General features: G+C 46.6%; 33 protein-coding genes. 7 read left to right on the top strand and 26 right to left on the bottom strand.

Features of this window, described 5'->3' with window-relative positions:
* Positions 1–18: 18 nt before the first annotated feature.
* Positions 19–717, bottom strand: coding sequence for a purine-nucleoside phosphorylase (gene deoD / locus H7F26_RS17665; RefSeq protein ID WP_003182742.1), 699 nt, complete (start codon positions 715–717; stop codon positions 19–21).
* Positions 718–926: 209 nt separating this feature from the next.
* On the opposite strand from deoD, the gene H7F26_RS17670 reads away from it, so the two are divergent.
* The 3 genes from H7F26_RS17670 (at position 927) to H7F26_RS17680 (ending at position 3025) form a co-directional block, all read left to right on the top strand.
* Positions 927–1934, top strand: a complete 1008-nt coding sequence (locus tag H7F26_RS17670) for a permease (protein ID WP_003182744.1) — start codon at positions 927–929, stop codon at positions 1932–1934.
* A 16-nt stretch (positions 1935–1950) separates the two neighbouring features.
* Entirely contained in the window at positions 1951–2823 is an 873-nt protein-coding gene (locus H7F26_RS17675) for a TIGR03943 family putative permease subunit (protein WP_003182745.1), read from the top strand.
* A gap of 70 nt (positions 2824–2893) precedes the next feature.
* Positions 2894–3025 carry a hypothetical protein gene (locus H7F26_RS17680; protein WP_011198055.1) on the top strand — a complete coding sequence of 44 codons (132 nt, stop codon included), beginning with the start codon at positions 2894–2896 and terminating at the stop codon, positions 3023–3025.
* 37 nt (positions 3026–3062) lie between these two features.
* On the opposite strand, the gene H7F26_RS17685 is transcribed toward H7F26_RS17680, so the two are convergent.
* The 3 genes from H7F26_RS17685 to H7F26_RS17695 form a co-directional block, all read right to left on the bottom strand.
* Positions 3063–3374 carry a YodL domain-containing protein gene (locus H7F26_RS17685; RefSeq protein WP_031314648.1) on the bottom strand — a complete coding sequence of 104 codons (312 nt, stop codon included), beginning with the start codon at positions 3372–3374 and terminating at the stop codon, positions 3063–3065.
* 63 nt (positions 3375–3437) lie between these two features.
* Positions 3438–4049 (bottom strand): phosphatase PAP2 family protein, encoded by a 612-nt coding sequence (locus H7F26_RS17690; protein WP_025804732.1) that lies wholly within the window; start codon positions 4047–4049, stop codon positions 3438–3440.
* Positions 4050–4159: 110 nt separating this feature from the next.
* On the bottom strand, positions 4160–4330 hold the full coding sequence (locus H7F26_RS17695; RefSeq protein WP_003182754.1) for a YozD family protein: 171 nt from the start codon (positions 4328–4330) through the stop codon (positions 4160–4162).
* A gap of 122 nt (positions 4331–4452) precedes the next feature.
* Between H7F26_RS17695 and H7F26_RS22080 the strand changes: the two genes are divergently transcribed.
* Complete coding sequence (locus H7F26_RS22080) at positions 4453–4587, top strand: hypothetical protein (RefSeq protein WP_003182756.1); 135 nt, start codon at positions 4453–4455, stop codon at positions 4585–4587.
* Here H7F26_RS22080 and H7F26_RS17700 read toward each other — a convergent pair.
* From H7F26_RS17700 to msrA, 14 genes are all read right to left on the bottom strand, one after another.
* Positions 4580–5260: a hypothetical protein gene (locus H7F26_RS17700; RefSeq protein ID WP_003182758.1), complete on the bottom strand. Its 681-nt coding sequence runs from the start codon at positions 5258–5260 to the stop codon at positions 4580–4582. The genes H7F26_RS22080 and H7F26_RS17700 overlap by 8 nt on opposite strands.
* 162 nt (positions 5261–5422) lie before the next feature.
* Positions 5423–5644, bottom strand: coding sequence for a YozE family protein (locus H7F26_RS17705; protein WP_003182759.1), 222 nt, complete (start codon positions 5642–5644; stop codon positions 5423–5425).
* A gap of 105 nt (positions 5645–5749) precedes the next feature.
* Positions 5750–6031, bottom strand: a complete 282-nt coding sequence (locus H7F26_RS17710) for a YokU family protein (RefSeq protein ID WP_003182761.1) — start codon at positions 6029–6031, stop codon at positions 5750–5752.
* A complete protein-coding gene (gene ablA, locus H7F26_RS17715; protein WP_003182762.1) occupies positions 6028–7437 on the bottom strand; it encodes a lysine 2,3-aminomutase in 1410 nt (469 codons plus the stop codon). The genes H7F26_RS17710 and ablA overlap by 4 nt, the downstream gene beginning before the upstream one ends.
* Positions 7438–7535: 98 nt before the next feature.
* The gene (gene ablB, locus H7F26_RS17720) at positions 7536–8369 is read right to left on the bottom strand and encodes a putative beta-lysine N-acetyltransferase (RefSeq protein WP_003182763.1); all 834 of its coding nucleotides are present in this window, start codon (positions 8367–8369) and stop codon (positions 7536–7538) included.
* Between the two features lie 28 nt (positions 8370–8397).
* Positions 8398–9666 carry a peptidase gene (locus tag H7F26_RS17725; RefSeq protein ID WP_003182765.1) on the bottom strand — a complete coding sequence of 423 codons (1269 nt, stop codon included), beginning with the start codon at positions 9664–9666 and terminating at the stop codon, positions 8398–8400.
* Positions 9667–9679: 13 nt separating this feature from the next.
* Positions 9680–10333: a 3-oxoacid CoA-transferase subunit B gene (locus H7F26_RS17730; protein ID WP_003182767.1), complete on the bottom strand. Its 654-nt coding sequence runs from the start codon at positions 10331–10333 to the stop codon at positions 9680–9682.
* The gene (locus H7F26_RS17735) at positions 10315–11007 is read right to left on the bottom strand and encodes a CoA transferase subunit A (protein WP_003182769.1); all 693 of its coding nucleotides are present in this window, start codon (positions 11005–11007) and stop codon (positions 10315–10317) included. Before H7F26_RS17735 ends, H7F26_RS17730 begins: the two co-directional genes overlap by 19 nt.
* Positions 11004–12344, bottom strand: a complete 1341-nt coding sequence (locus H7F26_RS17740; RefSeq protein ID WP_003182770.1) for an aspartate aminotransferase family protein — start codon at positions 12342–12344, stop codon at positions 11004–11006. The genes H7F26_RS17735 and H7F26_RS17740 overlap by 4 nt, the downstream gene beginning before the upstream one ends.
* A 166-nt stretch (positions 12345–12510) precedes the next feature.
* Positions 12511–13746 (bottom strand): MFS transporter, encoded by a 1236-nt coding sequence (locus tag H7F26_RS17745; RefSeq protein WP_017474529.1) that lies wholly within the window; start codon positions 13744–13746, stop codon positions 12511–12513.
* Between the two features lie 139 nt (positions 13747–13885).
* Complete coding sequence (locus H7F26_RS17750) at positions 13886–14014, bottom strand: YjcZ family sporulation protein (RefSeq protein ID WP_003182774.1); 129 nt, start codon at positions 14012–14014, stop codon at positions 13886–13888.
* A gap of 80 nt (positions 14015–14094) precedes the next feature.
* Complete coding sequence (locus H7F26_RS17755; protein WP_009328051.1) at positions 14095–14865, bottom strand: GNAT family N-acetyltransferase; 771 nt, start codon at positions 14863–14865, stop codon at positions 14095–14097.
* A gap of 117 nt (positions 14866–14982) precedes the next feature.
* A complete protein-coding gene (gene msrB / locus H7F26_RS17760; protein WP_003182780.1) occupies positions 14983–15438 on the bottom strand; it encodes a peptide-methionine (R)-S-oxide reductase MsrB in 456 nt (151 codons plus the stop codon).
* Positions 15425–15970 carry a peptide-methionine (S)-S-oxide reductase MsrA gene (gene msrA, locus H7F26_RS17765; protein WP_003182781.1) on the bottom strand — a complete coding sequence of 182 codons (546 nt, stop codon included), beginning with the start codon at positions 15968–15970 and terminating at the stop codon, positions 15425–15427. The genes msrB and msrA overlap by 14 nt, the downstream gene beginning before the upstream one ends.
* 374 nt (positions 15971–16344) lie before the next feature.
* Here msrA and H7F26_RS17770 point away from each other — a divergent pair, with 374 nt between their 5' ends.
* Together H7F26_RS17770 and H7F26_RS17775 are read left to right on the top strand one after the other, a co-directional pair.
* A complete protein-coding gene (locus tag H7F26_RS17770) occupies positions 16345–16779 on the top strand; it encodes a MarR family transcriptional regulator (protein ID WP_003182782.1) in 435 nt (144 codons plus the stop codon).
* A 65-nt stretch (positions 16780–16844) separates the two neighbouring features.
* Positions 16845–17096, top strand: coding sequence for a hypothetical protein (locus tag H7F26_RS17775; protein WP_003182784.1), 252 nt, complete (start codon positions 16845–16847; stop codon positions 17094–17096).
* A gap of 60 nt (positions 17097–17156) precedes the next feature.
* Here the strand turns inward: H7F26_RS17775 and H7F26_RS17780 are convergent, their stop codons facing one another.
* Positions 17157–18245, bottom strand: coding sequence for a diguanylate cyclase (locus H7F26_RS17780; RefSeq protein WP_017474530.1), 1089 nt, complete (start codon positions 18243–18245; stop codon positions 17157–17159).
* Positions 18246–18378: 133 nt separating this feature from the next.
* Positions 18379–19707 carry an MATE family efflux transporter gene (locus H7F26_RS17785; RefSeq protein WP_061575973.1) on the bottom strand — a complete coding sequence of 443 codons (1329 nt, stop codon included), beginning with the start codon at positions 19705–19707 and terminating at the stop codon, positions 18379–18381.
* Positions 19708–19802: 95 nt separating this feature from the next.
* On the opposite strand from H7F26_RS17785, the gene H7F26_RS17790 reads away from it, so the two are divergent.
* Positions 19803–20507 (top strand): DUF4397 domain-containing protein, encoded by a 705-nt coding sequence (locus tag H7F26_RS17790; protein WP_017474532.1) that lies wholly within the window; start codon positions 19803–19805, stop codon positions 20505–20507.
* A 96-nt stretch (positions 20508–20603) separates the two neighbouring features.
* Here H7F26_RS17790 and ypmT read toward each other — a convergent pair whose 3' ends face one another.
* The 6 genes from ypmT to H7F26_RS17820 all read right to left on the bottom strand — a co-directional run bounded on the left by ypmT (position 20604) and on the right by H7F26_RS17820 (position 24154).
* The gene (ypmT, locus tag H7F26_RS17795; protein WP_003182792.1) at positions 20604–20804 is read right to left on the bottom strand and encodes a protein YpmT; all 201 of its coding nucleotides are present in this window, start codon (positions 20802–20804) and stop codon (positions 20604–20606) included.
* 31 nt (positions 20805–20835) lie between these two features.
* Positions 20836–21408, bottom strand: a complete 573-nt coding sequence (locus H7F26_RS17800; RefSeq protein WP_003182793.1) for a YpmS family protein — start codon at positions 21406–21408, stop codon at positions 20836–20838.
* 10 nt (positions 21409–21418) lie between these two features.
* Positions 21419–22171: an SGNH/GDSL hydrolase family protein gene (locus H7F26_RS17805; RefSeq protein WP_003182794.1), complete on the bottom strand. Its 753-nt coding sequence runs from the start codon at positions 22169–22171 to the stop codon at positions 21419–21421.
* 142 nt (positions 22172–22313) lie between these two features.
* A complete protein-coding gene (locus H7F26_RS17810) occupies positions 22314–22904 on the bottom strand; it encodes an SCO family protein (protein WP_009328047.1) in 591 nt (196 codons plus the stop codon).
* 8 nt (positions 22905–22912) lie between these two features.
* Entirely contained in the window at positions 22913–23755 is an 843-nt protein-coding gene (locus H7F26_RS17815; RefSeq protein ID WP_003182798.1) for a DegV family protein, read from the bottom strand.
* A gap of 147 nt (positions 23756–23902) precedes the next feature.
* Positions 23903–24154: a YpmP family protein gene (locus H7F26_RS17820; protein WP_003182800.1), complete on the bottom strand. Its 252-nt coding sequence runs from the start codon at positions 24152–24154 to the stop codon at positions 23903–23905.
* Positions 24155–24208 lie beyond the last annotated feature (54 nt).

The following is a 24208-nucleotide window of genomic DNA, read 5'->3' on the forward strand; positions in this document are numbered from 1 at the left end:
TTCAGTGCATGTATGCTTTTACAAAGCAGTATCCAGAGCCAGCAGAATCATATCATTAAAGGTCGTCTGTCTTTCTTCTGCCGTTGTTTCCTCGCCGGTAATGACGTGATCGCTGACCGTTAAAATGGAGAGGGCTTTTCGGCCGAATTTCGCAGCCAATGTATAAAGCGCCGTCGTTTCCATCTCGACCGCAAGCACTCCGTGTTTGGCAAGCTTCTCAATTTGGCTGTCGTCGTTATAGAATTGATCCGCCGTAAACACATTCCCTGCCGTAACCGGGATGTTCCGCTCACTTGCAGCGTCATAAGCAGCTTTTAGCAGGCCGAAGTCCGCGCAGGGCGCAAAGTCGATCGAGCCGAATGCCACTCTGTTGATTTGTGAATCAGTTGATGAAGTCATCGCAAGAATGACATCTCTTACATTGACGTCTTTTCTGATCGCACCGCACGATCCGACGCGGATCAGGTTTTTCACATCATAGCTTCTGATCAGTTCATTGACATAAATTGAAATAGACGGCACACCCATGCCCGTCCCCTGAACGGAAACGCGCTTTCCTTTATAAGTGCCGGTAAACCCGTACATTCCCCGTACTTCGTTATAACATTCAACGTTTTCCAAATATGTATCAGCGATATATTTTGCGCGCAGCGGGTCTCCTGGAAGCAGCACCGTTTCTGCAATTTGTCCTTTTTCTGCGCCAATATGTACGCTCATGATTATTCCTCCTGCCTTTTTAAAGCTGATTGGTGATGATGATTGCAACATCCACTCGCATATGTATTATAAACCAACATCGCGGAAAAAGAAAATAAAGCCCTGCTCCGATTCGGCATCATTCTTTTTCTTGTCATGTTTAAAAAAGGACAGGCATACCTTTAAAAAAGAATCATTACGATTAGCTATTTCAGGATGGAGGAAAAGCGATGTTTCGTTCACTTAACAGTTATTTAATCGACTTTACCGGGCTTGTTGTCATCGGTGTTCTGATATGCCTTGTGTCAGCCGGCGGGTCGCTCGCCTCAGGCCTCCCCTTCCAGATTCCGGCTTCCGTTCTGCAGCTGAATACGATTTTCATCAGCATTTTAATCGAAGCCCTTCCCTTTGTGTTAATCGGAGTATTAATCGCCGGTTTCATCCAGATCTTTGTGACTGAAGAGCATATTCGCTCCCTTTTTCCGAAAAACAGGTTTTCAGGAGTGATTGTCAGCTGTTTACTCGGCGCTTGTTTTCCGGCTTGCGAATGCGGGATTGTCCCGATCGTGAGAAGACTCGTGTCAAAAGGCGTTCCCATCTATGCAGGCGTCGGCTTTCTGTTGACAGGTCCGCTGATCAATCCGATTGTCGTCTTATCCACTTATATGGCTTTTGGCAATGACTTGCGAATGGCCGTTTTAAGGGTTGCCGTCGGTTTTGCCGCAGCGGTCATCATCGCTTTTGCGATCAGCATGATGTTCCGCTCGAGCCAGCTGAAAACGGAAAGCCGGCAGACAGCTGCACACTGCGCCCATTCCGGCAGACCATCCCCTTTTTCGGAAAAGCTCTTTGATATGCTGAAACATGCTGTTGACGAATTCTTTGATATGGGGAGGTTTCTGATTATCGGCGCTTTAGTTGCAGCGCTTGTGCAAACATACCTCCCGTTAAAATCGCTGTTTGTGTTCGGAGGGGGCATGCTTGACTCGGCATTGGTCATGATGGGGCTGGCTTACTTTTTATCGCTGTGCTCTGAAGCGGATGCATTTATCGGCGCTTCCTTCACCAATTTGTTTCCTTCCTCATCCATCCTTGCTTTTCTCGTTTACGGGCCGATGCTCGACTTAAAAAATACGGTCATGATGCTGCATGCGTTTAAGCCGAAGTTCGTCATTTGTTTGTCTGTCCTGATCACCGTTGTTGTCTTTGTTTGTATCAAAGTTGTCAGTTTGCTGTAGAAAGGAGGTTTTACCAATGGTTTTTCAGCTTCGGCAATTTTTGCGCGCACTTGTGCTGGCTGCCTTTTCCGTCTTTATTTTCAAGCTCCATTACACAGGGGAAATTGATAAGCTGATTAATCCTAAATACGATTACACCAGCCTCATCGCCGCAGGTGTGTTCGCGTTTCTGTTCATCATTCAGCTGACCAGGATCTGGACGGTGAAGGATGACCGCGCTGGGGATTGCGGCTGCGGGCATGATCATGGCGAGTCAAAGCCCTTTTTCATCAGGCTGATGCATTATGCCGTCATCGCTCTTCCCCTCATCACCGGATTCACCCTTTCCCCGGCTGTACTGAATTCGTCTGTCGCCGCCAATAAAGGGACGATGCTCACCAAAACGGAGATCGCCCCTCAAACTGAAGGCGAAAAGGAACATGTCATGACACCGGAGATTCAGCAAGGACTCGCCGATTCAGCGATGACGAAGTCGGCGTATGACAGGAAGATGGATCAGTTTAAACAGGAAAAGCGGATTGTCATGAATGACGACATGTTTGCAGACTATTATGATGAAGTGACAAGCAATCTTGATCACTATATTGGAAAGGAGATCACGGTCAAAGGCTTCGTCCATAAGGAAGCGGGGCTGAGCGCACGCCAGCTCGTGCTGTCCCGATTTATGATCACGCACTGCATCGCAGACGCCAGCCTGATCGGATTTCTCGCCGAATGGAACGGTGCTGAGCAATTGCAGCCTGACACATGGATTGAATTGGAAGGAACGCTTGGCAAAGCGTCTTATAACGGCTCTGTCATCCCGATCATCCGCACGAAGCGATGGAAGGAGATCAGCGAGCCGGAGCAGCCGTATGTCTATCCGGCCGCGATTAGTATGACAGATTAAAGACAGCTTTCTCCTGGATAAATAACGGGGCGTTTAGTCATCCTATTTTTTAGGAAGGAGGTCATAAATGATGGGCAAAAAACAGCGAAACAGAGTCACCGGATTGAAAAAAAACAACCACATCCCGACAAAGGACGTCATCGCGGCAGAGGATGCGCATGAAAAGGAATACAGCGCCAGAAAAAGAAAAAATACAACATAAAAAAACTGCGGACAGCGCTTCCGCAGTTTTTCACTTCTTACGAAGACTGCAGCAAAATGCGGTTGATTTTGCTCCACCCCGTAGACAGCAGTTTATAATAGGTTTTTCCCTTTCTTCCTTCATCGATTAAAACGATGTCGCCAGTTGCAAGAAATCTCGCCTTATAATCATTCGGCACCGTGTCATAAACATTGAAAGTGGAAAACGTCCGTTCCAGCACATCTTCATGGGTTCTGCCGTTTATTTCCGTTCTGTAAACCATCTCGTATCCCTTATCTTCACCAAAGCAAGGCGTTTGAAAAATCGTCACATCATAAGGTATCAGCTTTTTTTTAAACAGTTGAAACATTAACGGCAATACAGATCCCTCCTTTTTTTATAAAATTGGCGCTTCGGGGCTCAATCCCTTTGACTACTTTTGTCGAACAAGCGGGTACTTTTCGCCAATTTTTTTGAAGATGAAAAACAGCGCGAGACCGAGCGAAAAACCTGAGATAACATCAGTCATGTAATGAACGCCGAGATACATGCGGCTGATTCCGATGAGTCCGACGAGAAGGCCCGTCCACACGTAAACCGCGCGACTGTGTTTTTGAAAAAAAGGAATGCAGAGCAAAAGGAGAAATGCGATAAACGGATACATGCTCGCCGCATTCATCGAATGGCCGCTCGGAAAGCTGTATGACGGTTCGTGCACGAGCGGGTTTATCGCGGGCCGCTCTCTGGCAATCCAGCCTTTTAAGGCTTCATTGGCCGTTCTTTCAACAAAAAACAGCAAATAAAGATACAGTGATGCCGCTGCTTTTTTATAGACGGCGAGAACCAGGGTTAAAGCAAGCATCAGCGGCAGCATGAAGCCGCTTGACCCCAGCTCTGTCAGCGCTTTAAAAACCGCTGTGAGAACCGGATGTCTGACAGACTCGAGAGCCTGTATCACGCTCACATCAAATGATTGAACCGCCGGGATGCGGATAAGAATGGCCATGATGACAAAGACAGCTGCTGAAAATAGTGCTTTATACATTAGAAAAGTCAGTGCCTCCTTGACATTGTTTTTAAACATTTTACACCCGGCTCCCCTGCCGGGCAAATAATATAGGAAAAACCGGAGCAGGTCCGCCCCGGTCTCCATTTTCAATCCTCTATATGCTCATCTATCATACATTTTGCAATCAGATAATCAAAGGTGATATCGGCAATTTCGAACAGTTCGTCCTCGTTCGGTATGTAGCCTCTTCTTGTCAGCTCTAGATAAAAAAAATCAGCGATTTCTTCTGTATCTATCATCAGTTCAATTTCTTTCATTGTGATCGCCTCCTTATTCTGATGTATGAGCTGGCATTCGGTTTTATAACCGGTTTGTCATAATGTTTGTCCTCTTTCATATACATGTCGTAACAAGACAAAAGCCGGAAGGGGAAAAGAAAATGATCCAAAAAACGCTTGAAGCACTTGACGGAGAAGGGTTTGACCTGGTATTGGGGAAGGTCTTGAAAGCCATGTTCGCTCTTATTGTGTTCGGCTGTTTTCCTTATTTCTTATATTTGTTGTTTATCATTTGAAATATTCTTTCAGGCTGCTTAACACAAACTCCATCATATCTTTATATTCCGCATCCTGAAACATTTCATACAATACTTTATAGTCATTGTAGATATCAAGCAGTTCATCCACGACAGTAACTGCCATATTGCGCTCATGATCCTGCTCCTCGGAATCACCAGAAAATGGCAAAAACACTTTTTCAGATATCGGTTCATCAAGCTCTTGTCCGGCTTCGCCGACATAATGAACAAACAGAAGCTGATGGACGAACTGGTCCATTTCGTAGGTTCTAAGCACGAGCGTTAAATCTTCTTCTTCAGTTTCAAGCCATTCTCCGTCTTTCAAACGGGTCAGCTCGTAAATGATATCTTCCCAGCCATCCTCCACATATCTCCAAATTTCCGTTCTGTGCCCGGTGATTTTAAACAATTCTTTGCCGTAATCTTTTACATAGACGACATCTCCGATTAAAAATTCATATTCGATGTCAAGCTTTTCCGTATCGACAATGACCCCGTCATAATCTTTGTAAAGTTGAAGAGAAGTCTCGAAATAAAGCACTTCATTATGATTGACTTCATACAAAAAATGCTTATCGATTTTATGAACTTTTGTAATCGTTCCGACCGTCCCGTACATCACGACGACGACCACATCCCCGACTTTGAATTTAGGCGCGTTTGACTTCATTTGGATTCCCCCTTGCCTTGAAGCTTCCGTGTTACGCTTATCGTATGCTGAGTGCTGTCAATTCGCATGGGCTAAGGCTACAAGGCCCGATGAGTTTTCCGAAAAGCCCAGTCGGCTCGAACGAACGCAAAAAAACCGCAGTTCTGAACAACTGCGGTTTTTTTATCGCTTTGTTTCCGAAATATATCGTTCCCAAGCCTCATCAAATGTCGTCATTGACGATAAATAATCCCCATTAAGCTCAAGGTAAGAGCTGATTTCATCGTAATGAGTTGATGCCTTGGGAAATCCGTGATCAAGGTAAGCATGGTTCGCGAATTCGCTGATCGCGTCCTTCGGTTTCGGATGGCGGTATTTCATTAAATAATGGTAAAAAGACTTCACGGTCTCCCCTCCTGTCCTCTTTTGATGTTCTATTATACAGGCCGTCTGAAAAAATACAAACAAAAAACCCGTTGAAACACGCAAAAAAACCGGCAAAAGCCGGCTTCATGAGGAAAAGTCAAAGTAATTCCGCTTCAGTATGCGCTCTGTTTTCATCAGCGCATCATATGAAACGGACGATGGCAGTTTTTTTGTATCAATCAAGAGCAGCTGATTTTCAATTTCCCAGGTGACACTGTCCTCCTGATAGACCATCCCGCACCCTTCGCATTCCACCGCAGGTGTGTCGGTGATTTCAATCGCTTTCGTCCCGTCGGGAAGCTCCCAATATACCGCCGTGCGGGCTGCCGCGGCTTTTTCTTCATTGCACCATTCACACTTCTTCATTGCGCATGCCCCTCAGCTTCGCCTTCTTTCTTTTGCTGGGCAAGGAATTTCTTTTCTTTCAATTCATCGCGCTTTGCCCGGCGGCTTTTCAATGTTTCATGATCAGGCCTCTTGGAATAGCTTTCTCTTCTCTCGAGCCGTTTTAAGCCGTCCGGTGTGTATGAAAGAGCTTGATCCGCATAGATTGCCGATATGCCGATCTCCTCTTTTTCCTTCATCACATCAGGGAAGATTTCGGCAAAATAGTCGTCCGCTCTCCCCGGAACATAGTTTTCAGGCTCAGGATACGACGTAATGACGCCTTCAAAATTGCGGAGCACGACTTTATCGGGGCTTTGCGAAATCAAGTAATTCGGCTGGATGGCGATTTTCCCGCCTCCGCCCGGCGCGTCAACGACAAAGGTCGGCACTGCATAGCCGCTCGTGTGGCCGCGCAAGCCTTCAATGATTTCAAGCCCCTTTGATACAGGCGCTCGGAAATGGCCGATTCCTTCAGACAAGTCGCATTGATAAATATAATACGGACGGACTCTGATTTTCACCAAATCATGCATCAGCTTTTTCATAATGGAAACGCTGTCATTAATGCCTGCCAAAATAACGGCTTGATTGCCGACCGGCACCCCGGCATTGACCAGCTTCTCACAGGCTTCCTTCGCTTCCTTCGTGATTTCAATGCTCGTGTTGAAATGCGTATTCAGCCAGACGGGATGATACTTTTTCAAAATGCTGCATAGCTTGTCGGTAATCCGCTGCGGGAAGACGACTGGGGCCCTTGTGCCGATCCGAATGATTTCCACGTGCGGAATGGCGCGGAGGTTTTTCAAAATATATTCAAGGATCTGGTCGTTAATGAGGAGGCCGTCCCCGCCTGATATCAGCACATCCCTGACATCAGGCGTATCCCGAATATAGCCGATCGCCTGATCGAGCTGCTTTTTCGGCACGCCCATGCCGATTTGCCCGGAAAAACGCCGCCTTGTACAGTATCTGCAATACATCGAGCATTGATTAGTGACGAGAAACAAAACCCGGTCCGGATAGCGGTGGGTTAAGCCGGGGACAGGCGAATCTTCATCCTCATGAAGGGGATCTTCAAGGTCGTATTTTGTTTTGTGCATTTCTTCTGCGAGCGGCACCGACTGCATTCTGATCGGACAGCGCGGATCATCCGGATTCATCAGTGAGGCGTAATACGGCGTGATATTTAAAGGGATCGTCTTTGTGGAGATTCGCACCCCTTCTTCTTCCTCTTTCGTAAGATTGACGACTTTTTTCAAATCTTCAAGCGTTCTGACGGTGTTGGTCAGCTGCCATATCCAGTCGTTCCATTTTTCCTCGGGAACATCTTTCCAAAGCTCAATATCCTTCCAGTGCCTTTTCGGCTTAAACAGACCGTTTTCCATCTTCCATCCCCCTATCAGCATTTTCCCTATACTTTTCAGGTTATGTGACCGGCATGAAAAGTGTCTCTTCAAATGTAAAACCCGCGGAAGACCACTTTTTAAGACCGGCTTAAATTTTTGCACCAGATGTTCATATTCTCAATGCTTCTATAAATGAGGCAGTTGTTCAAAAGCCGGCCCCTGTATGAGTATGATAAATGATAAAGACTGGCGTTCATTCCGAAAGAAGCCGCTCTTGCGATTGAAAAAACGCAAAAGATGCCCGATTGCTTCAAGTCGGTTTCAAGCTCGGCAATCAACCGCCTCGTCAATGAAAAGCCCCTGTATTCCGGCAGGACGGCGCAGTCGGTTATTTCCGCATTCCCCAAAGCGGGATTAACGTCTGCGCCTGCTGATGCAATGACTTTTTCGCCGTCAAAAGCGAGGTAGTAAACAGCCCCCTTTCCCATCGCTTCCTTGAGATATGCCGAATCTGAAACAGGTGCGGGATATACAGGAAAGACGCTGTTGTAGAGGTCGGCGAGAACAGGCGCATCAACAGAGACGGCCCGCCTGATTTTAAAGGAAGCGTTTTGGATCTCGGCGATGCGGGGTGTGCTGAACAGCTCTGCCAGCATTTGATCCTGCATAAGCCAGTCAGCGGTTTTTCGCCTGTCTTCTTTTACATATTTTACGAACACGTCAGCATCATGCCCGTTAAAGTATCCGTCGATTTTCCCTTCCGGTTCAAACGTCCGCTCAAGCAATGCGTCTCTGTCAGTCGTTTTGGTGAAAATGATAATTTTCCCTATATCATGTTTTTTTGCTTCTTTCAGTATGTCGGGAAAAAATGAACACACATTGCCTTCATAATTGACAATTCTGATCCTTTTGCTGAACAAGTCGACATCCGCTTCAAGCGTGCAGCTGTCATTGCTCCATTTTTTCACCATGATTTAACCTCCGAAACGGCTGATCTTTTCACCTTTCATAATCACACCAATTCATAATAAACAGGCTGATGATCTTGGCTGACTGGATCAGGGCGTCTTTTTCAATGTATTCGTTTGCCTGGTGGGCCATTTTCGTTTCTCCCGGCCCGAAGACGATGACAGGGGTGCCTCCGGCGTGCGACAATATTCCGCCGTCTGTCGCCCACGGGGAAGCTTCGATGAGCGGAGCCTCTGCCGTGATGGTTTGATAGGCGGATTTCAGCACTTTCGTCAGTTCATGGTCTTCAGCCAAATCGTTAGGAAGCCACATGGCGCCGAACCATTCTATATCAACAGGATAGTGCTTAAACCATTCATCATGGTACTGAAGATCGTTGAGCCAGTTTTCAAGCTCGGACTGGACGGCTTCAGGGGATTCGTTCGGAGCGATTCCGCACCTTCCTTCCAGTGTCACCGTGTCGGCAACCGACGAAGGCCAGGCGCCTCCGTTGATCGTGCCGATGTTGATCGGGACCGGAATCGGGATATTGTCATACAAAGAATCTGTTATTCTCTTATTCCTGACCTGTTCAAGCTGGCGGAGCGATTGAATGACAAGCATGCTTTTTTCGATGGCGCTGACGCCTTCATATCTTGTGCCGCCGTGCGCAGAAAGCCCTTTGACCGTGATTCTGAACCACATTGAGCCCTGCTGTTTAATAAACATTTTCATATTTGTCGGCTCGGGAATCAAAGCGCCGTCCGCTTTGTAGCCCCTCATTACGGCCGCAAGCGTCCCGGCTCCGCCACACTCCTCGTCTACGACACTTTGAAAAATAAGGTCTCCTTTTAGTTGAACCCCGCATTGCTCCAGCGCTTCCATCGCGATTAAAAGAGCGGTATTGCCGCCTTTCATGTCAGTTGTGCCTCGGCCGTATATCCGCCCCTGCTTCACAACCGGCTGAAAAGGCTCCGTCTCCCAGTCTTTTCTGTTTCCTTCAGGCACGACATCGATGTGTCCGTTTAAGATCAGCGATTTCCCGCCGCCCTTTCCTTTTTTAACAGCCGCAATATTCGGGCTTTCTTTAAAGCTTGTTCTGTCTGATTTAAACAGCGGATGCTGTTCCAACTGCTTTATGCTTGGCTCCCAGACATCGATTTCAGCTTCGAATTGCCTCAATTTCTCCAGGACGACGGCCTGGGCGTTAAATTCTCGGCCCATCGTGCTTTTTTCTCCGACGAGTTTTTTCAAAAGGCGAATCGCTTTTTGCTCATGCGAATCGATCCAATCGCACACTTTTCTCTCTATGTTCTCCATCCAATTCCTCCTCTTACGAAAGCGGCCCGTCGATCCGGATCTTTCCCTCCGTCAGCCGCAGCACATCATCAAGATCCTCTTCATTCATCAGCTCTTGTAATACAAAACCGCCGCTGTCAATGGTGATCACGGCTTTTTCTGTAATTACCATGTCGACGCAGCCTTTTGCTGTCAGCGGCAGAGTACAGTCAGCGACAAGTTTGGGTGCACCGTTTTTATCGGTATGGCTCATCACGACAATGACTTTTTTCGCCTTTTGGGCAAGCTCCATCGCCCCTCCCATTCCAGGAACCTTTTTGCCTGGGACGATCCAGTTGGCCAGATCTCCTGACTGGCTGACCTGCAGAGAACCAAGAATGGTGACATCAATCGCACCCTTTCTGATCATGCCGAACGACAGAGCTGAATCAAAATAAGAAGCGCCTTTTACTACGGTGACAGGCCAGCCTGCCGCATTGCAAAGATTCTCATCTTCCTTTCCTTTTTCAGGCGATCCGCCGATGCCGAGAAGCCCGTTTTCAGATTGGATCATTACGGAAGTGCCCGGGTCTAAAAAGTTGGGAACTAAAGACGGAATGCCAATGCCCAGATTGACAATCATTCCGCTTTTGATTTCGCGGGCCGCCCGTTTCGCGATTCTCTCCCGCTCTATGACTCCCAAACCCATTTCCAGTTCACCCCTTCCGTTTCAGCTACACCTTCGACAAAAACACCGGGTGTTACAATTTCTTCTTCATCGAGCTCTCCAATGGGAACGATCCGCTCGACCTCGGCAAATGTCCGATCAGCAGCCATCGCCATAAGCGGGTTCATGTTGCGAGCCGTTTTGTCGTAGATGATATTGCCGAATTCATCGGCGGTTTTTCCATAAATGAAAGCGTATTCCGCACTCAAGGCTTCCTCGGCAAGGTATGCGCGTCCGTTTAATGAAACGATATTCTTTCCTTGGCGCACCATGTCATTATCGATCCCGATATCGGTCAAAATGCCGCCAAGACCTGTGCCGCCCGCACGAATTCGTTCGGCCAGCGTACCTTGCGGAGAAAATTCAACGGCGAGAAAACCGTCGGTCATTTGTTTTCCCGCAACGGGATTTGAACCGATATGAGAAGCGATCAGCCGCCTTACGCGGTTATTGACGATTAATGGGCCGATCCCGATGCCGGGAAATCCTGCATCATTGCATATGACCGTTAAATTTTTTACGCCTTTTTTCAAAATCGCCCGGATGAAAGAAGGCGGTGAACCGACTCCCCCAAATCCGCCAAACATGACGGTCGCTTCGTCTTTCAAATCGGCAATGGCATCTTCAACAGCAATACGTTTGTTCGGCATCGTCATCTTTCGCGCATCACCTTTTCCGCTTGTTTTTCAATCTCATATACGGCATGTTTAAATATTTCAATGAGCTCTTCCATTTCTTTGTCCGATATCGTAAGAGGCGGCGCAATGATGACCGCATCTCCCCCGCCGCCGTCAATACCCGCCTGGGACGGATAAAGAAGCAGTCCTCTTTTTTTCGCTTCGGAAATGACGAGAGCCGACACCGGCATTGAAGAAGGAAATGTCTTTTTGCTTTTTTGATCGGCGACAAATTCAATCCCGAGAAGAAGTCCCTTGCCCCTAACGTCGCCAATAATGCTCGACTGTTTCATAACTTCTTTCAGCATTCTTTTCAGCTTTTCCCCTTTTATCTCGGCTTGTTTGACAAGATCGTGCTTCAGGATGTAGCGGAGAACGGCGAGCGCAGCACGGGCTGAAAAGGGGTTTGCGCTGTACGTATGCCCGCTCATGATGGCCCCTGAGCCGTTTTTGACCGTTTCCATCATGCCGTCGGACATGACCGCTGCGGCAATCGGTGAATAGCCTGCGCTCAGCCCCTTGCCGAGTACGGCAATATCCGGAGTCACACCCCAATGTTCAATCGCCAGCATCCGGCCGGTTCGGCCGATCCCGCTCATGACTTCATCCGCGATAAAGAGAATTTCATTATCTTCGCATATTTCTTTTACTTTTTTATAATAGCCAGCAGGTGCCGTAATAGCTGCTCCAGCAGCCCCAATAACGGGTTCGGCAACGAAGCCCGCGATGAATTGCTTTCCGATCCTTTTAACGGCGAGCTCGATTTCTTTCACGCACGCTTCCTGGCATTCAGGATGAGAAAGCCGGCATCTGTAGCAGTTTGGCGCTGAAGCGGCGGGATACTTGTGCAGCATGTGCGTAAACCTGTAGCGGCGCTCATAAAATCCCGACAGCGACAGGGCTCCATTTGTAATTCCGTGATAGCTGTTCCATCTTGAAAGGAAAATCGTTTTGTCGTTTTGTCCTTTTTCCTGCCAGTATTGAACGGCGATTTTCATGGCGGTTTCAACTGCTTCCGATCCGCTGTTGACAAAGAAAGACCAATTCAGATCACCCGGCAGCCATTCAGCCAGGAGTTCGGCAAGCTGTTCGGCCGGCTCACTTGTAAACTGCGAACGGTAGACGAATGAAACAGCATCAAGCTGCTCTTTGAGAGGCTCAATCACTTCTTGGACACCGTGCCCGAGATTGCAGGTAACAGCCCCCGAACAACCGTCAAGGTAACGCTTTCCGGAATGGTCGACAATCCAGCTTCCTTTTGCATACTGAACGACCGGATAGCTTGCGTGCAGATCCGGCTTAATCAAAAACGACATGAAAACATCCCCCCTTCCCCAATGAGAGGTTTTTCTTTACATTATATGAGTCGGGAAAAGGCGGCATTCTCTTTTCACGCGGAAATGGTTGATTTCGGAGCAAACGCCGTTTTCGCAAACAAAAAAAGGAAGGACATGTCCTTCCTTTTTTTCAGGGCGCGCTGGTTTATATTGACGTTTCATCCTGCAAAGCGACCGTTTCCTTCGTCTGTTTTTCCCATAAATAAAATGATCTCATCATTGAAAACGCAGCGAACGGCGCGGGCAGTGCGACGATGAGGAATAAATATTCCGGACTGACGGCCTCCGACAACATCCCTGCGGCAGCATAGCCGAGCGGCATAAAAGAGCTGTTGACCGCAAAGAAAGCGCCCAGCGATCTGCCTCTATTTTCACCTTCCGTTACCCTTTGCAAGTAACCTTCAATATAGATGTTGACGACGCCGCTGATCATTCCGATGACGATCAAATTCACAGCGCCCAGCACGACATGATCAATCCAGCCGAGAGGAGACAAAAGCAGGCCGAAAATCAGCATTAAAGCAGGCACAGCTGCTTTTGCGTGCTCCGGTTTTGCGATAAAGGACAAGAAAAGCGCCGCACACAGCGTCCCGCACGCCCAAAATGATTGGAAAGCGCCGCCCAGCCAGGCCTGATCTTTTAAAAGCAGCGAAGTCCAAATGACGATATATATCGGAAAACCGCTGAATACAAGCTGCTGTATGCTCGTCCCATACAACAAATACTTGAGCGGCTTATTTTGATACAAGCTTGTAAAACCGCTGAACAATTGTTTATTGGTAAAAGGAATACGCTTTTGGCTGCCCCTTTCATCTTTGATTCTCCACTCCAAAAAGATCGACAAGAAGGAAAGGCTTCCGCACAGCACCCATAACCAGCCAAAATGCAAAAAGGAAAACAGAACCCCTGTGACAAGCGGAACAATCACTTGGATGAGCTGTGTGAGCACTTCTTGAAATGCGATTCCTTTTTCAATTTGTTCTTTTCTCAATGTATCTGGCAAGAGCGATCTTGCAGCGGGTTCGATTGCGGTCAAACATGCCGATACGATCACCCTTGAAGCGGCCAGCAAAAAAACCGAATTCATGCCTGACAGCGCCAAAAATCCGATCATTAAAAATACAGCTGAAATGATCATATCCGAAGCCGCAATGAGCTTTCCCCTGTGAAACCTGTCGGACAGCCAGCCTGTAAACGGCGATACCAAAATCGAGACAGTCAGCCCGATGCCGATCACGACGCTTCCCGAAAGGGCGCTCCCGGTTTCAGATAAGGACCACCATACCAATGAATAATAGAAAAGAATCGAACTAAAGAGCGATAAAAAAGTTCCAGACCACAGTCTGAAAAAGTCCCCTTTTATGACCCAAGCATATTTCAAAGTTTCTCCCCCGTTTGTCCGATATTTTCACCTCATGACCATATTACATACGAATGCAAAATTTTACAACAAAAACAAAAAAAACCTTCCGGATGGAAGGCTTTGTGAGCATGTCAAGCGCCGGGCGTCGGGCTTTTAGCTAGCAAATGAAAGCCGCACCGACAATGATGAGCAAAATAAAGAGGACAACGATGAGTACAAATGTGTTTCTTCCGTGAAACCCGTAGCCGTATCCTCCAGTAGGACAGCAATAATGGGAGTAATGCACAGGCTTATCATCCTTTCGTATAAAGTCTACACCCCAGCCTATGCAGGCCAAGTCCCAATTGGTATGTGCACCTGCCTACTTTATACGAACAAATATTTAAATATTGTCGTGAGCTTTTCCTTCTGCTGAAAGCCCAGCTTTTCATAAAACGTTTTCACCTGATCGCTTCCCGAAGTTACAAGATAGCACGATTCCATGCCCGATTGTTTGGCGGCGGTGAGCATCTGCTTGATAAGGCCCGATCCATAGCCTTTCCGCTGGTATGGCTCCAAAATGGCGACTTCTTCGATTTTAGCAACGTTTTCGTCGTGATCGAGATAAAGCTCAGCACATCCAATCGGTTCGCCTTCTTCCGAGTAGCAGACACACAGCTGAATGATGCCTTCCTCATAAAAAGGATACTTGCGCAGCAGCTTTTCCTTCGCAAACGCTTCATTGATAGACAATGTATCATAAGCCTGCATCATGCGGCAGCCGTCAATGAGCGATTTCTCCGTCCCCCACTCTGCCCGTACACCAGGGGAATCTCCTTTCCAATCTGCAAGCCTGATGGAATAAAACAATTCTTCATCAAGAATATAGCCAAGATCAAAGAGCGACTTTTTCATCGTAAAAGGCAGATCCCGCTTATAAGAGCTTTTCACATGAACATAATTTCGTTTTAAAATTTCGGGTGTCCGAACGAGCAGGGAGTACAGCTCTGTCAGCGGAAAATCGTCCTGCAGCTGCAGAAAATGAGAGGAAAACATCTGCGGGATCTCCTCATCTGTGTATATATGATAATGGGATTCAATTTTTTTGCTGCATGTCAGCATTAAATAACGGTCTTCTGTGTTTGAAATGGATGTCACAACGGCTGCCTCTTTTCTCAAGATGATCTATTGTAATGTTTTTTCGCTTTCAGAGCAGAAAATCCTCTAAAAAAAGATGACCCTTTGAAAAAAGGATCATCTTGCATGCTGCTCTCCTCAGCTTTCCTCTCCGGATTTCTTGCGTTCAAACAGTTTGACATATTCGCCGTATCCTTCTTTCTCAAGGTCGTCCTTCGGCACAAACCGGAGGGCGGCTGAATTGATGCAATAGCGCAGGCCGTCCGGTCCGGGTCCGTCCGGAAACACGTGTCCAAGATGGGAATCGGCAGACTTGCTTCTCACCTCAGTCCGAATCATGCCGTGTGAAGTGTCCAGCTTTTCTTCGATTTCTCCGGCATCGACCGGTTTTGTGAAGCTTGGCCAGCCGCAGTGTGCGTCAAATTTGTCAAGCGATGAAAACAGCGGCTTCCCTGAAACGATATCGACATAGATCCCGTCTTCATGCAGGTCCCAGTACTCGTTTTGGAATGGAGGCTCCGTCCCGTTTTTCTGCGTTACTTCATATTGCATCCGGGTCAGCTGTTTCAGCCGTTCTTCTTTATTGTTCGTCATGCTTTCGCCCCCAATGCTGTTGTAAAAATCCTTCCCTTCCGCTTCCGATCCGATACTGTGTGTAGCGTTCAGGGTGCTTTTTATGATAGTCCTGGTGATACTCCTCAGCCGGATAAAATGGCCCGGCCTCCAGAATGTCGGTCGCGATTGGATCTTTAAAGATGCCGCTTTCTCCGAGCTTTTTCTTCGATTCTTCAGCGAGTTTCCGCTGCTTGTCATTATGGTAAAAAATCGCTGTCCGGTAAGACTCTCCGCGGTCTGCGAATTGTCCTCCGCTGTCAGTGGGATCGATTTGCTGCCAGTAGAGTTCCAGCAGTTTTTCGTATGGAAAGACATCGGGATCAAATGTGATTTGCACCGCTTCCCTATGTCCCGTTGTATTGCTGCACACCTCTTCATAGGTCGGATTTTCCGTATGGCCGCCGGTATAGCCGGATTCGACTTTTAGAATGCCCGGCTGTTCGTCAAAAGGCTTGACCATACACCAAAAGCAGCCTCCGGCAAATGTGGCGAGTTCGCGTTTTTCAGCCATCTGTTCTGCCTCCTTCTCTTCAACACTTGTTGGGAACCATTATATCACAGCATGCTCATTTTTAAGCCCGCTCCCGCTCACAGGAAACAACTTTTAACACATTCATCAGCCGCTGGCTAAAAAGAAAATTATGACAATAATATGTCATTGCCATCGGCATATTCTAAGAAACAGCTGTATTCATATATAATTGCCATAGACCGTTGTTCAATTGATGGTCAAATGAACTAAAAATCTTCTGAAACATACACTTGAAAAGCAAAAATTATGGTATCATAGTGATATCATGTTCATGAAAAATGATAATCATGCTGATTCGGTCATTCCTTTTTAAACAAAGCTGAAATTTGCTAATTATATGGAGGGGCGAAATTTTGAAAGTTAGAGAACAAATGATGTATGATATGGAAGCACTGCTTCGCACAGTATTTAAACAGATACGTGATGAGATAAATGAGCTGCTCGAAAAAGAGATGTCCCGCAATGAATTCATGATTCTCCGCCTGCTGAGCGAGCAAGGTCCAAAGAAAGTCACGGAGTTTGCAACGATTTTAGGCGTTTCAGCAAGCCATATCACAGCTGTAACCGATGCATTGGTTGAAAAAGGCTGGATCACGAGAGTCCGGTCAAAAGAAGACAGACGGATCATCAAAATCCATCTGACAGACGCAGGAAAAGAAATTATCAGATATTTCGAAGAAAAGAAAACGGAATATTATTTCAAGCGGTTCAGCAGCTACAGTGATGAAGAGCTGAAAACGCTGATTGAACTGTTCAGCAAATTGGACAAAAAACGGGAACAGCGCTAACCCGGACTTTACATAAATTGGCCTGAATCCGTGCACCTTAAAATAAAAAAGAGGTGTACTGACCTATGACTGCTCCTTACCTTTGTCCAAACTGCAAAACAAACCGAACACGGTTCAACTTAATCGAACAGTCCCCGACATCCGTTAAGATTGATCCGGCAACAGGGGAAATAGTGGAAACGTATTCAGATGACGAGCTTTCGCCTTTTCACCTGCCGTACAGCGGCCCTGCCATAAAAGTGCAGTGCGGCGCGTGCGGATTAATTGAGGATGAGAAGACTTTTATCAAACTTGCTGAATTCGATAAACGAACATAAAAAAGACAGGATAGATGAACCTCGTTTCATCTATCCTTTTTCATTCAGCTGAATGCGAGTTCAAACGGAGGTGCACACTCTGTTTCTCCCAAGGTGTTTAGCCCTGTACAAACATTGATCGGCTTTTTCAATCAGCTCTCCCGTACTGTGAATCACCTCCGGAAATGCCGCAACTCCAATCGAAACCGTAATATGAATCTTTTTTGAATGAGAAATGAAAAAAGTGTGTGTCTCCACTTCCTTGCGCACCCTCTCAGCAATCTCTGCAGCCTGCGAATGGGAACAGTTCGGCAATATGACCGAAAACTCTTCTCCGCCGTTTCTTGATACGATATCTTCCGATCGGGCAGACTTTTTTAAAATCGTTCCTAATTCTTTTAAAATCGCATCTCCATTTGAATGTCCGTACGTATCATTAATCGTTTTGAAATAATCGATATCGATCAAAAGCAAAGACAGTTTCTCGTTCTTCTCTTTTGCGTTTGAAATATGAGCATTCCATATCGCATCAAATTGCCGGACATTATTCAATCCCGTTAAATAATCAATCGACGATTCCTCTTCATACTTTTTTAACAGAAAATGAGATTTTCTTAAATATGAGACGATGTATACTGACGTAAAGCCGCCGATAGTAGATAAAATCCAGAACCACGTCAATAACATTTTCATTAAGAAGAAATCATGAAGGATCATCAAGATCACAATTGAAATCGCCACATTGGCAAAAATAACTAATGCAAATGTCTTTCGATAAGTGCCGGCGTCTTTATCCATGATCCGAAGAATGAGATAATATCCTGCGAATATCACGATCATACCTATAAGCGCTGCAATCGAGGATGTATTCGTCCCGTAAACAAACCTTCCTCCTATAATCAGCAGAGAACAGATAAAGGCCGGAAAGGCGCCCGTAAATAAAAACAAAATCATGACGGGGACATAACGCAAGTCGACGATCATCTCATCGGTTGCCTGGATCGAAAAGAACATAAGCACATTTCCGAGCACCCCGCCAAGAATGCCGTCAATCCAATCAAGTTGTTTGTTTGTAGCTTTTCGGGAAAAAATATTCCACTTTAGCTGAGTGTAAATAAAGAGCGAAGTAATTAAAATGCACAAATTCAAAAATAAATCGATTAAAAACATGACAAGCCCCCAGCGCCAAACTCATTTTATATTGTATATATCGTCAATTATTAAGACGTTAAAAGCATTTTTGTTCCTTTCTTCAGACGCCCGGCGGGATCTGGTTTCCGAGGCTTGCCGGAGGAGCTTGCTTTCATTTTTCAAATAGAACGAGGTGCTTCCACTTCCCGTAGCGGTAATATAAAAAGGCGGTCAGGCTGCTCAGCATAAAGCTCATTCCGATGCCCAGCGCTATGCCGTTCTCGCCAAGCCACTTTGAAAATAGATATGTAAACGGATAGCGCAAAGCCCAAAAAGAAATCACGTTCAGCACCAAAATTTGAAACATCGCTCCGGCTGCCCTTACAACACCGTTCAACACAAAGTTAATTCCGATAAACGGATAGAAAAAAGCAATCGTTTTTAAATACTCTTCCCCGAATGCGGCTGAATCGGCTTCCGATATAAACAGCCTGACCGCGTGATAGCCTGTCAGAAATATCGCGGTGCTGACGGCAGCCATAAACAGCAGGACATAAATGACGCCGTAGTTGGCGATTTTTTTCGTACGCTCCATGTCGCCGCTTCCGAAGGTTTGGCCAGCCATACTGTTGACAGCCGTGCCGATGGCCATCGCTGGGAGAATCAGCAGGCTGTCAAGCCGCTGTACCGCGCCAAACCCTGACACGACGCTTTCTCCAAATGAATTGACAACGCTCATAATCGCCATCGAGCCGCCTGAAATCACCATCATTTGCAAGCCGGCAGGCACTCCGAGCTTCAAAATGACGGACGTCTCTGCCAGCGATGGAAGCGCCGGCTTTGAAAATGGAACAAGCTGCTTTCTCACCGTATAGACCACTCCGTAAATAAAAGCAATCCCTTGGGACACGACGGTTGCATAGGCCGCTCCGGCAATTCCGAGGTTGAATACCGAGATAAACAGCGGATCCATGAACAGGTTCAGGATGACGGCCAACAGGACGAAACGCAAAGGTGTTTGACTGTCGCCGACCGCTCTTAATACTGTACTGATGAAATTATAGCCGAATAAAAATATAATCCCGATAAAATGAATCCTCAAATAGCTTACGGCCAAATCCATCATATTGCCAGGCGTTTGAAGTAGCGAGAGCAAAGGCTCTGTGAAAAAATAGCCGATCCCGAGCAATACGCTCATCGCCGTCATCAGAACGACAAACGCGTTTACATATGATGCCAGTCCCTTTTTATCCCCTTTTCCTTTTTGCTGCGCAAGAATCGTCAGCGCCGCATTGTTGACGCCCAATACGAACGACAGCACCGTAAAGAAAACCGTTCCTGAGACGGCCGCAGCACCAAGAGCTTTTGCTCCGAGCAGATTTCCGACCCACAAGCTGTCGACGAATTGGAATGAAATCTGCAAAAGATTGGCTAAAATGATCGGTCCGGAAAAATAGACCAGCTGTTTAAATACATTTCCGTATGTAAAGTCCGTTTTCATTGTTTTCTCCTTTTCATCTGTCGTCTTGATCACATGTGACCGATGGCTTCGCAGCCTCATATGATGTCAGAAAGCATGCAAAGGGGCGTGACAAGATGTTCTCTGCAGTTCATAATGCCCGTTATATGGCGGAAGGCTTCCAGGTGAGCCGCTATGATGTTCTGCCTGCCGAGGCGCCCTTTTATTTTCGAAACAGCGGAAAAGCAGTGATGATCAGACTGCTCCACGCGGCTCCTCATACCGACAATCTCGACGTTTTCGTAAACGGGATATCCGTTTTTCGAAACGTCTCCTATACAGATTTATCTTCTTATGTCCGGTTTCCTGCCGGCCGTATTCAAATCGACGTTTTTCGAAGAGGCTGGGCGAACGGTCCCCTGCTTACGGTACAGTATCACCTGATCCACGGCCGGTACTGCACGGTTGCTGTCACAGGCACAGCCGCAAAGCTCGTTCCCGTCGGAATGTATGACCAGCCTGCGGCTGATCCGGAAAGCCGCAGCATTCGATGCGTCCATCTCTCGCCGGACTCTCCCGCTCTTGACTTTGCAGTGCAAAACGGACCTGTCCTGTTTTCCGGCGTCCCCTTTCAATCTGTTACCCGGTACATCCCGGTGCGTTCACAGAAAATGGACGTCGAGCTGAGGGGGGCCGGTTCAACAGCAGTCCTGCTGAAGGCCCCGAGGATCACGCTTCATGCCGGCGAATCCACAACGTTGTATGGCCTCGGTTTCGTCAACGGCTCTCCTTCTCTCGAAATAAAAGCGGCGCCGTTTCCCGTCAAAGCTCCGCCTTCATAGCGAAAAAAAAGAGACCCGATGTCTCTTTTACAGTCTGCTGAATGCAGGGACAACAAAATCCTAAAACGATCTCATGTTTTAGGATTTTGCCGGCAATTATTGATTGTGATGGTCAGTTTTTTTGTGTTTTTTTGCATCAAGAGTAAAAATCATAATGCTTAAAAACAACGCACAATACCCGATGTTCAAATACATCTTGTCCATGTTTTCATCAACGAAACTGAAGGCGGCGAGACCGCCGAAGTACAGTGAAAACAACATAGACAACAAGCTGAAATATGTGTAGATACGTTCCATATGTTCACCCCTGTAAACCCCGCTGCACGATTTATGAATCTGTTTGTGCAGGCTTGTAATAAACAAATTCGATTTGATCTTTTTCTAAATCAATGTCTTTTGCTTTCACATACATTCCGTTTTTAAGCGGCATCTCTGACAGACGAACTTGAATTTCTTTAGCGTCTGAACGAACGTGTACAAAATCAGGAAGGTCATAAAATTGATCCATGTAGTTGAGCACCATCGATATCGGAACATTCAACTTGCCGATCGAAAATCTCGTCACGTCAAGGACCACGTCTCCGTTTTTTTCCACCGTCGGCCGAAAGGACACCCTCGCATCGACTGTCGAGGAAAAGGCGCGGATCGCACCGACGATATGGAATTCATCATCGATTTCGATTTGATAGTCAAGATCAGGCGAAGACTCCTTTTCCAAGTACGTGTTGATGAATGCGGCCAATGAATCTTTCGTGCTCGTCACGTTCAATTGATATTCGCTCGGAGTCGGACGCGGCGGCTCCTTTTGTCCGCCGGGCAGGGAAATGAGAATGAAAATCCCGGCAAGTATCATGACGTTGACTGCTGCTAAAATTAAAAATAAGCTCTTCCATTTCTTCATTTTTTTCACCTTATTCTGCTGGGAGGTCTTCGTTTTTAATTTGTTCGTAAACGCGTTTCGCTATTAAAGAATACCCGTATTGATTAGGATGAAACTCGTCTTCTGCAATCTTCTTTTCATCGCTGTATTCCTCAAAAATATCAGCGATATCCGCCATTTTCGTGTTGGAGACCTTCTTCAGCCTTTTTTCCGCGCCTTCATTCCATTCGTCTACGACTTGGTCAACTTCCCGCAGTTCAGACAGCGTAAACTTAAACGGATTATACATGCTGACATAAATCAATTCAGCGCTGGCGTTTTGCTCTCTGATTTCCGCTAAAATATTCGAAAACCGCTTTTCAAACAGTTTTTGTTCAGCACGGAAAGGTGTGAGCGTTAAGTGCGCGAAGTTTTGGCGGACGACTTTCATCAGGTCGTTGCCCCCGATTGTAAACAAAATGTAGTCTGCATCTTTCAGGCCCTCTTGTACTTCTTTGTCTTTTAATCTTTCAAGCAGCTGATCAGTCCGGGAGCCTTTAACGGCATAATTTTTGACCGTTACGGACTTCACATCGCTCCGGCTTTCAAGCTCATCGGCCACCATGCCGACATAGCCTTTCTTTTCTTGATCGCCTACCCCCTCTGTCAGAGAATCGCCCACCGCTGCAATCACGATATCGCGCTTAGGGGAGACCGATGTTTTTTCAACGCCCGCATTCCACTCCGTACAGGCTGAAAGCAGACAGACGAGGGCCATCATGACTGTAATAAAACGTATGTTCAATAATGATGCCCCTTCCTTCTTGATAACCTAAAAAAAAGTGTACCATGTTTTGATTCTTTTGAAAATCATTTGGCCGATGTAAAAAAAAGCCTGTTTTCCGGTGTTCAGGAAACAGGCTTTAGCGGCAGGTCGCCCGTTTTTATCAACGGTTTTCCAGCGTCTTAATATCGGCGATGATTTCATCGTACGGCGTATTTCTTGCACCGTCATAATCCTTGACGACTTTGCCGTTTTGATCGACTAGATAAAATGACGATTGGTGAATCACCTGATCCTCATCTTCAGGTTTTTTCACGATTGATTTAAAGCTTTTCAGCGCAAACTTTTCGATTTCTTCCTGCGAGTATCCGGTTAAAAAGTCCCAATTTTGAAAACTGAGCGGGTAGTTGGCCGCAAATTTCTTCAATTTTTCAGGCGTATCATTTTCGGGATCAACGCTGAATGAGACGATGCGGGCCTGCAGGTTTTCCTCTTCCATTTGTTTTTGCAGTTCAGCCATATGTGAAGTCATCGGCGGACAGATCGTTTCACAGTTCGTAAATATAAAGTCAGCCACCCACACCTGGCCTTTTAAACTTTCAAGAGTCACCGCTTTCCCGTCTTGATTTTGAAAAGAAAAAGACTGTACATCATAGTTCAAAGGATTATCAATCTTGCTAGTTCCGCAGGACGAAAGAAACACTGTGAGAATACCTGCAAGGAAAATGCCAAAAACGTTTTTCAATCCTTCCATCCCCTTTTTCAATCGGTGTAAAAGGTAAAACCGATCGCTCCTTTTCCGGTATGAACCGAGATAATCGGTGTGGTGTAGTCAATATCAATATCGATTCCCGGGATATGTTCAAGCAAGGAGTCTTTCAGCCGATGGGCGAGATCGAGCGCATCGGCATGGGCGATTCCGATCGCCTGCACCGTCCTTCCCTTAACCGCTGAAACAAATTGACCAGTTAAATAACGGATAAGCTGACTGCTGCTCCGGACATTTTTTTCAGGCGTATAGATTCCGTCCTCAAGCCTCGCGATCGGCTTAACCTTGAGCAATGAGCCGAGCAGCGCTTTTCCCCTCCCGATGCGGCCGCCTTTGATCAAGTTGTCAAAATGATCAATTGTCACATAGAGGGAAGTCCGGTCGCGCAAGTTCTCCAAGTCTTTTACAATCGCTTCGGCCGTCATGCCCTCTTCGGCCAGCAAGGCGGCCCGCACGACCTGAAAACCGAGGCCTTTTGAAATATACATGGAATCAATCACCGTAATGTTCCCGCCGACCATATTTGAAGCGCTTACAGCAGTCTGGTATGTCCCGCTCAATTCGCTTGAGAGATGGATGCTGATCACTTCGCTTCCGTCAGCGGTCAGCTCTTCATACAGTTCGATAAAAGCGCCTAGAGGCGGCTGTGAACTTTTCGGGAGTTCTGCGGCGCTCTCCATTTTCTCAATAAATTCGTCCGGCTGAATATCGAATCTGTCTCTGTATACAGTGCCGTCGATCGATATCGAGAGCGGAAGAACGGAAATATGATATTTTCTGAGCAGTTCTTCGCTCAAGTCAGCGGTCGAGTCCGTTACAATTTTAATGCTTGTCAATTCCCTTCACATCCTGTCGGTTCAAATGGTGTATTTTCTAGTGAGGCCAAATCCGCATGAAAAATTCTTTGCCGGCGGATGCCGTCTTCCGCTCTTTTAAAGCGGATTAGGCTCTCTTCATGGGCCGGCAAAGAATGCCATAAATATTTATGCATTATGCTTCAATTCATCATGTTGATAAATGGCCAGGTAATCTTGCCATTTCAATGCTCTCTTTAAGTAGTCCCTAAAGGAGTAGACGTTTTTTTTCCGCTTTGAGCAATAGAGCGTCTTTAAAAAGATTTCAAGCCTCAGATTGGCCATAAAAAAATGCGGGTCGTCCTCCTTCAGCAGAGGTATTTCCGTCACCTTCACCTTCTGTCCATCCGAACGTTTGAACTCCAGGCTTTTAAGTAACAAGCTATCAATCCTCATTTATGAGATATTTTCTTTATTATACATAATCTCTGAAGC

It is taken from the genome of Bacillus sp. PAMC28748, assembly GCF_014250415.1.
Taxonomy (GTDB): domain Bacteria; phylum Bacillota; class Bacilli; order Bacillales; family Bacillaceae; genus Bacillus; species Bacillus licheniformis.

Bases quoted from the DNA above. Each gene is read 5' to 3' on its own strand.
- H7F26_RS17740 (WP_003182770.1), bottom strand. From the start codon at position 12,344: ATGTCGTTTTTGATTAAGCCGGATCTGCACGCAAGCTATCCGGTCGTT.
- H7F26_RS17675 (WP_003182745.1), top strand. From the start codon at position 1,951: ATGGTTTTTCAGCTTCGGCAATTTTTGCGCGCACTTGTGCTGGCTGCC.
- H7F26_RS17780 (WP_017474530.1), bottom strand. From the start codon at position 18,245: ATGTTTTTAATCGATTTATTTTTGAATTTGTGCATTTTAATTACTTCG.
- H7F26_RS17700 (WP_003182758.1), bottom strand. From the start codon at position 5,260: ATGAAGTCAAACGCGCCTAAATTCAAAGTCGGGGATGTGGTCGTCGTC.
- H7F26_RS17685 (WP_031314648.1), bottom strand. From the start codon at position 3,374: ATGTTTCAACTGTTTAAAAAAAAGCTGATACCTTATGATGTGACGATT.
- H7F26_RS17790 (WP_017474532.1), top strand. From the start codon at position 19,803: ATGTTCTCTGCAGTTCATAATGCCCGTTATATGGCGGAAGGCTTCCAG.
- H7F26_RS17725 (WP_003182765.1), bottom strand. From the start codon at position 9,666: ATGGAGAACATAGAGAGAAAAGTGTGCGATTGGATCGATTCGCATGAG.
- H7F26_RS17735 (WP_003182769.1), bottom strand. From the start codon at position 11,007: ATGACGATGCCGAACAAACGTATTGCTGTTGAAGATGCCATTGCCGAT.
- H7F26_RS22080 (WP_003182756.1), top strand. From the start codon at position 4,453: ATGATCCAAAAAACGCTTGAAGCACTTGACGGAGAAGGGTTTGACCTG.
- H7F26_RS17695 (WP_003182754.1), bottom strand. From the start codon at position 4,330: ATGAAAGAAATTGAACTGATGATAGATACAGAAGAAATCGCTGATTTT.
- H7F26_RS17690 (WP_025804732.1), bottom strand. From the start codon at position 4,049: ATGTATAAAGCACTATTTTCAGCAGCTGTCTTTGTCATCATGGCCATT.
- H7F26_RS17775 (WP_003182784.1), top strand. From the start codon at position 16,845: ATGACTGCTCCTTACCTTTGTCCAAACTGCAAAACAAACCGAACACGG.
- msrA (WP_003182781.1), bottom strand. From the start codon at position 15,970: ATGGCTGAAAAACGCGAACTCGCCACATTTGCCGGAGGCTGCTTTTGG.
- deoD (WP_003182742.1), bottom strand. From the start codon at position 717: ATGAGCGTACATATTGGCGCAGAAAAAGGACAAATTGCAGAAACGGTG.
- H7F26_RS17670 (WP_003182744.1), top strand. From the start codon at position 927: ATGTTTCGTTCACTTAACAGTTATTTAATCGACTTTACCGGGCTTGTT.
- H7F26_RS17680 (WP_011198055.1), top strand. From the start codon at position 2,894: ATGGGCAAAAAACAGCGAAACAGAGTCACCGGATTGAAAAAAAACAAC.
- ablB (WP_003182763.1), bottom strand. From the start codon at position 8,369: ATGGTGAAAAAATGGAGCAATGACAGCTGCACGCTTGAAGCGGATGTC.
- H7F26_RS17730 (WP_003182767.1), bottom strand. From the start codon at position 10,333: ATGGGTTTGGGAGTCATAGAGCGGGAGAGAATCGCGAAACGGGCGGCC.
- ablA (WP_003182762.1), bottom strand. From the start codon at position 7,437: ATGGAAAACGGTCTGTTTAAGCCGAAAAGGCACTGGAAGGATATTGAG.
- H7F26_RS17785 (WP_061575973.1), bottom strand. From the start codon at position 19,707: ATGAAAACGGACTTTACATACGGAAATGTATTTAAACAGCTGGTCTAT.
- H7F26_RS17710 (WP_003182761.1), bottom strand. From the start codon at position 6,031: ATGAAGAAGTGTGAATGGTGCAATGAAGAAAAAGCCGCGGCAGCCCGC.
- msrB (WP_003182780.1), bottom strand. From the start codon at position 15,438: ATGACGAACAATAAAGAAGAACGGCTGAAACAGCTGACCCGGATGCAA.
- H7F26_RS17800 (WP_003182793.1), bottom strand. From the start codon at position 21,408: ATGAAGAAATGGAAGAGCTTATTTTTAATTTTAGCAGCAGTCAACGTC.
- ypmT (WP_003182792.1), bottom strand. From the start codon at position 20,804: ATGGAACGTATCTACACATATTTCAGCTTGTTGTCTATGTTGTTTTCA.
- H7F26_RS17810 (WP_009328047.1), bottom strand. From the start codon at position 22,904: ATGGAAGGATTGAAAAACGTTTTTGGCATTTTCCTTGCAGGTATTCTC.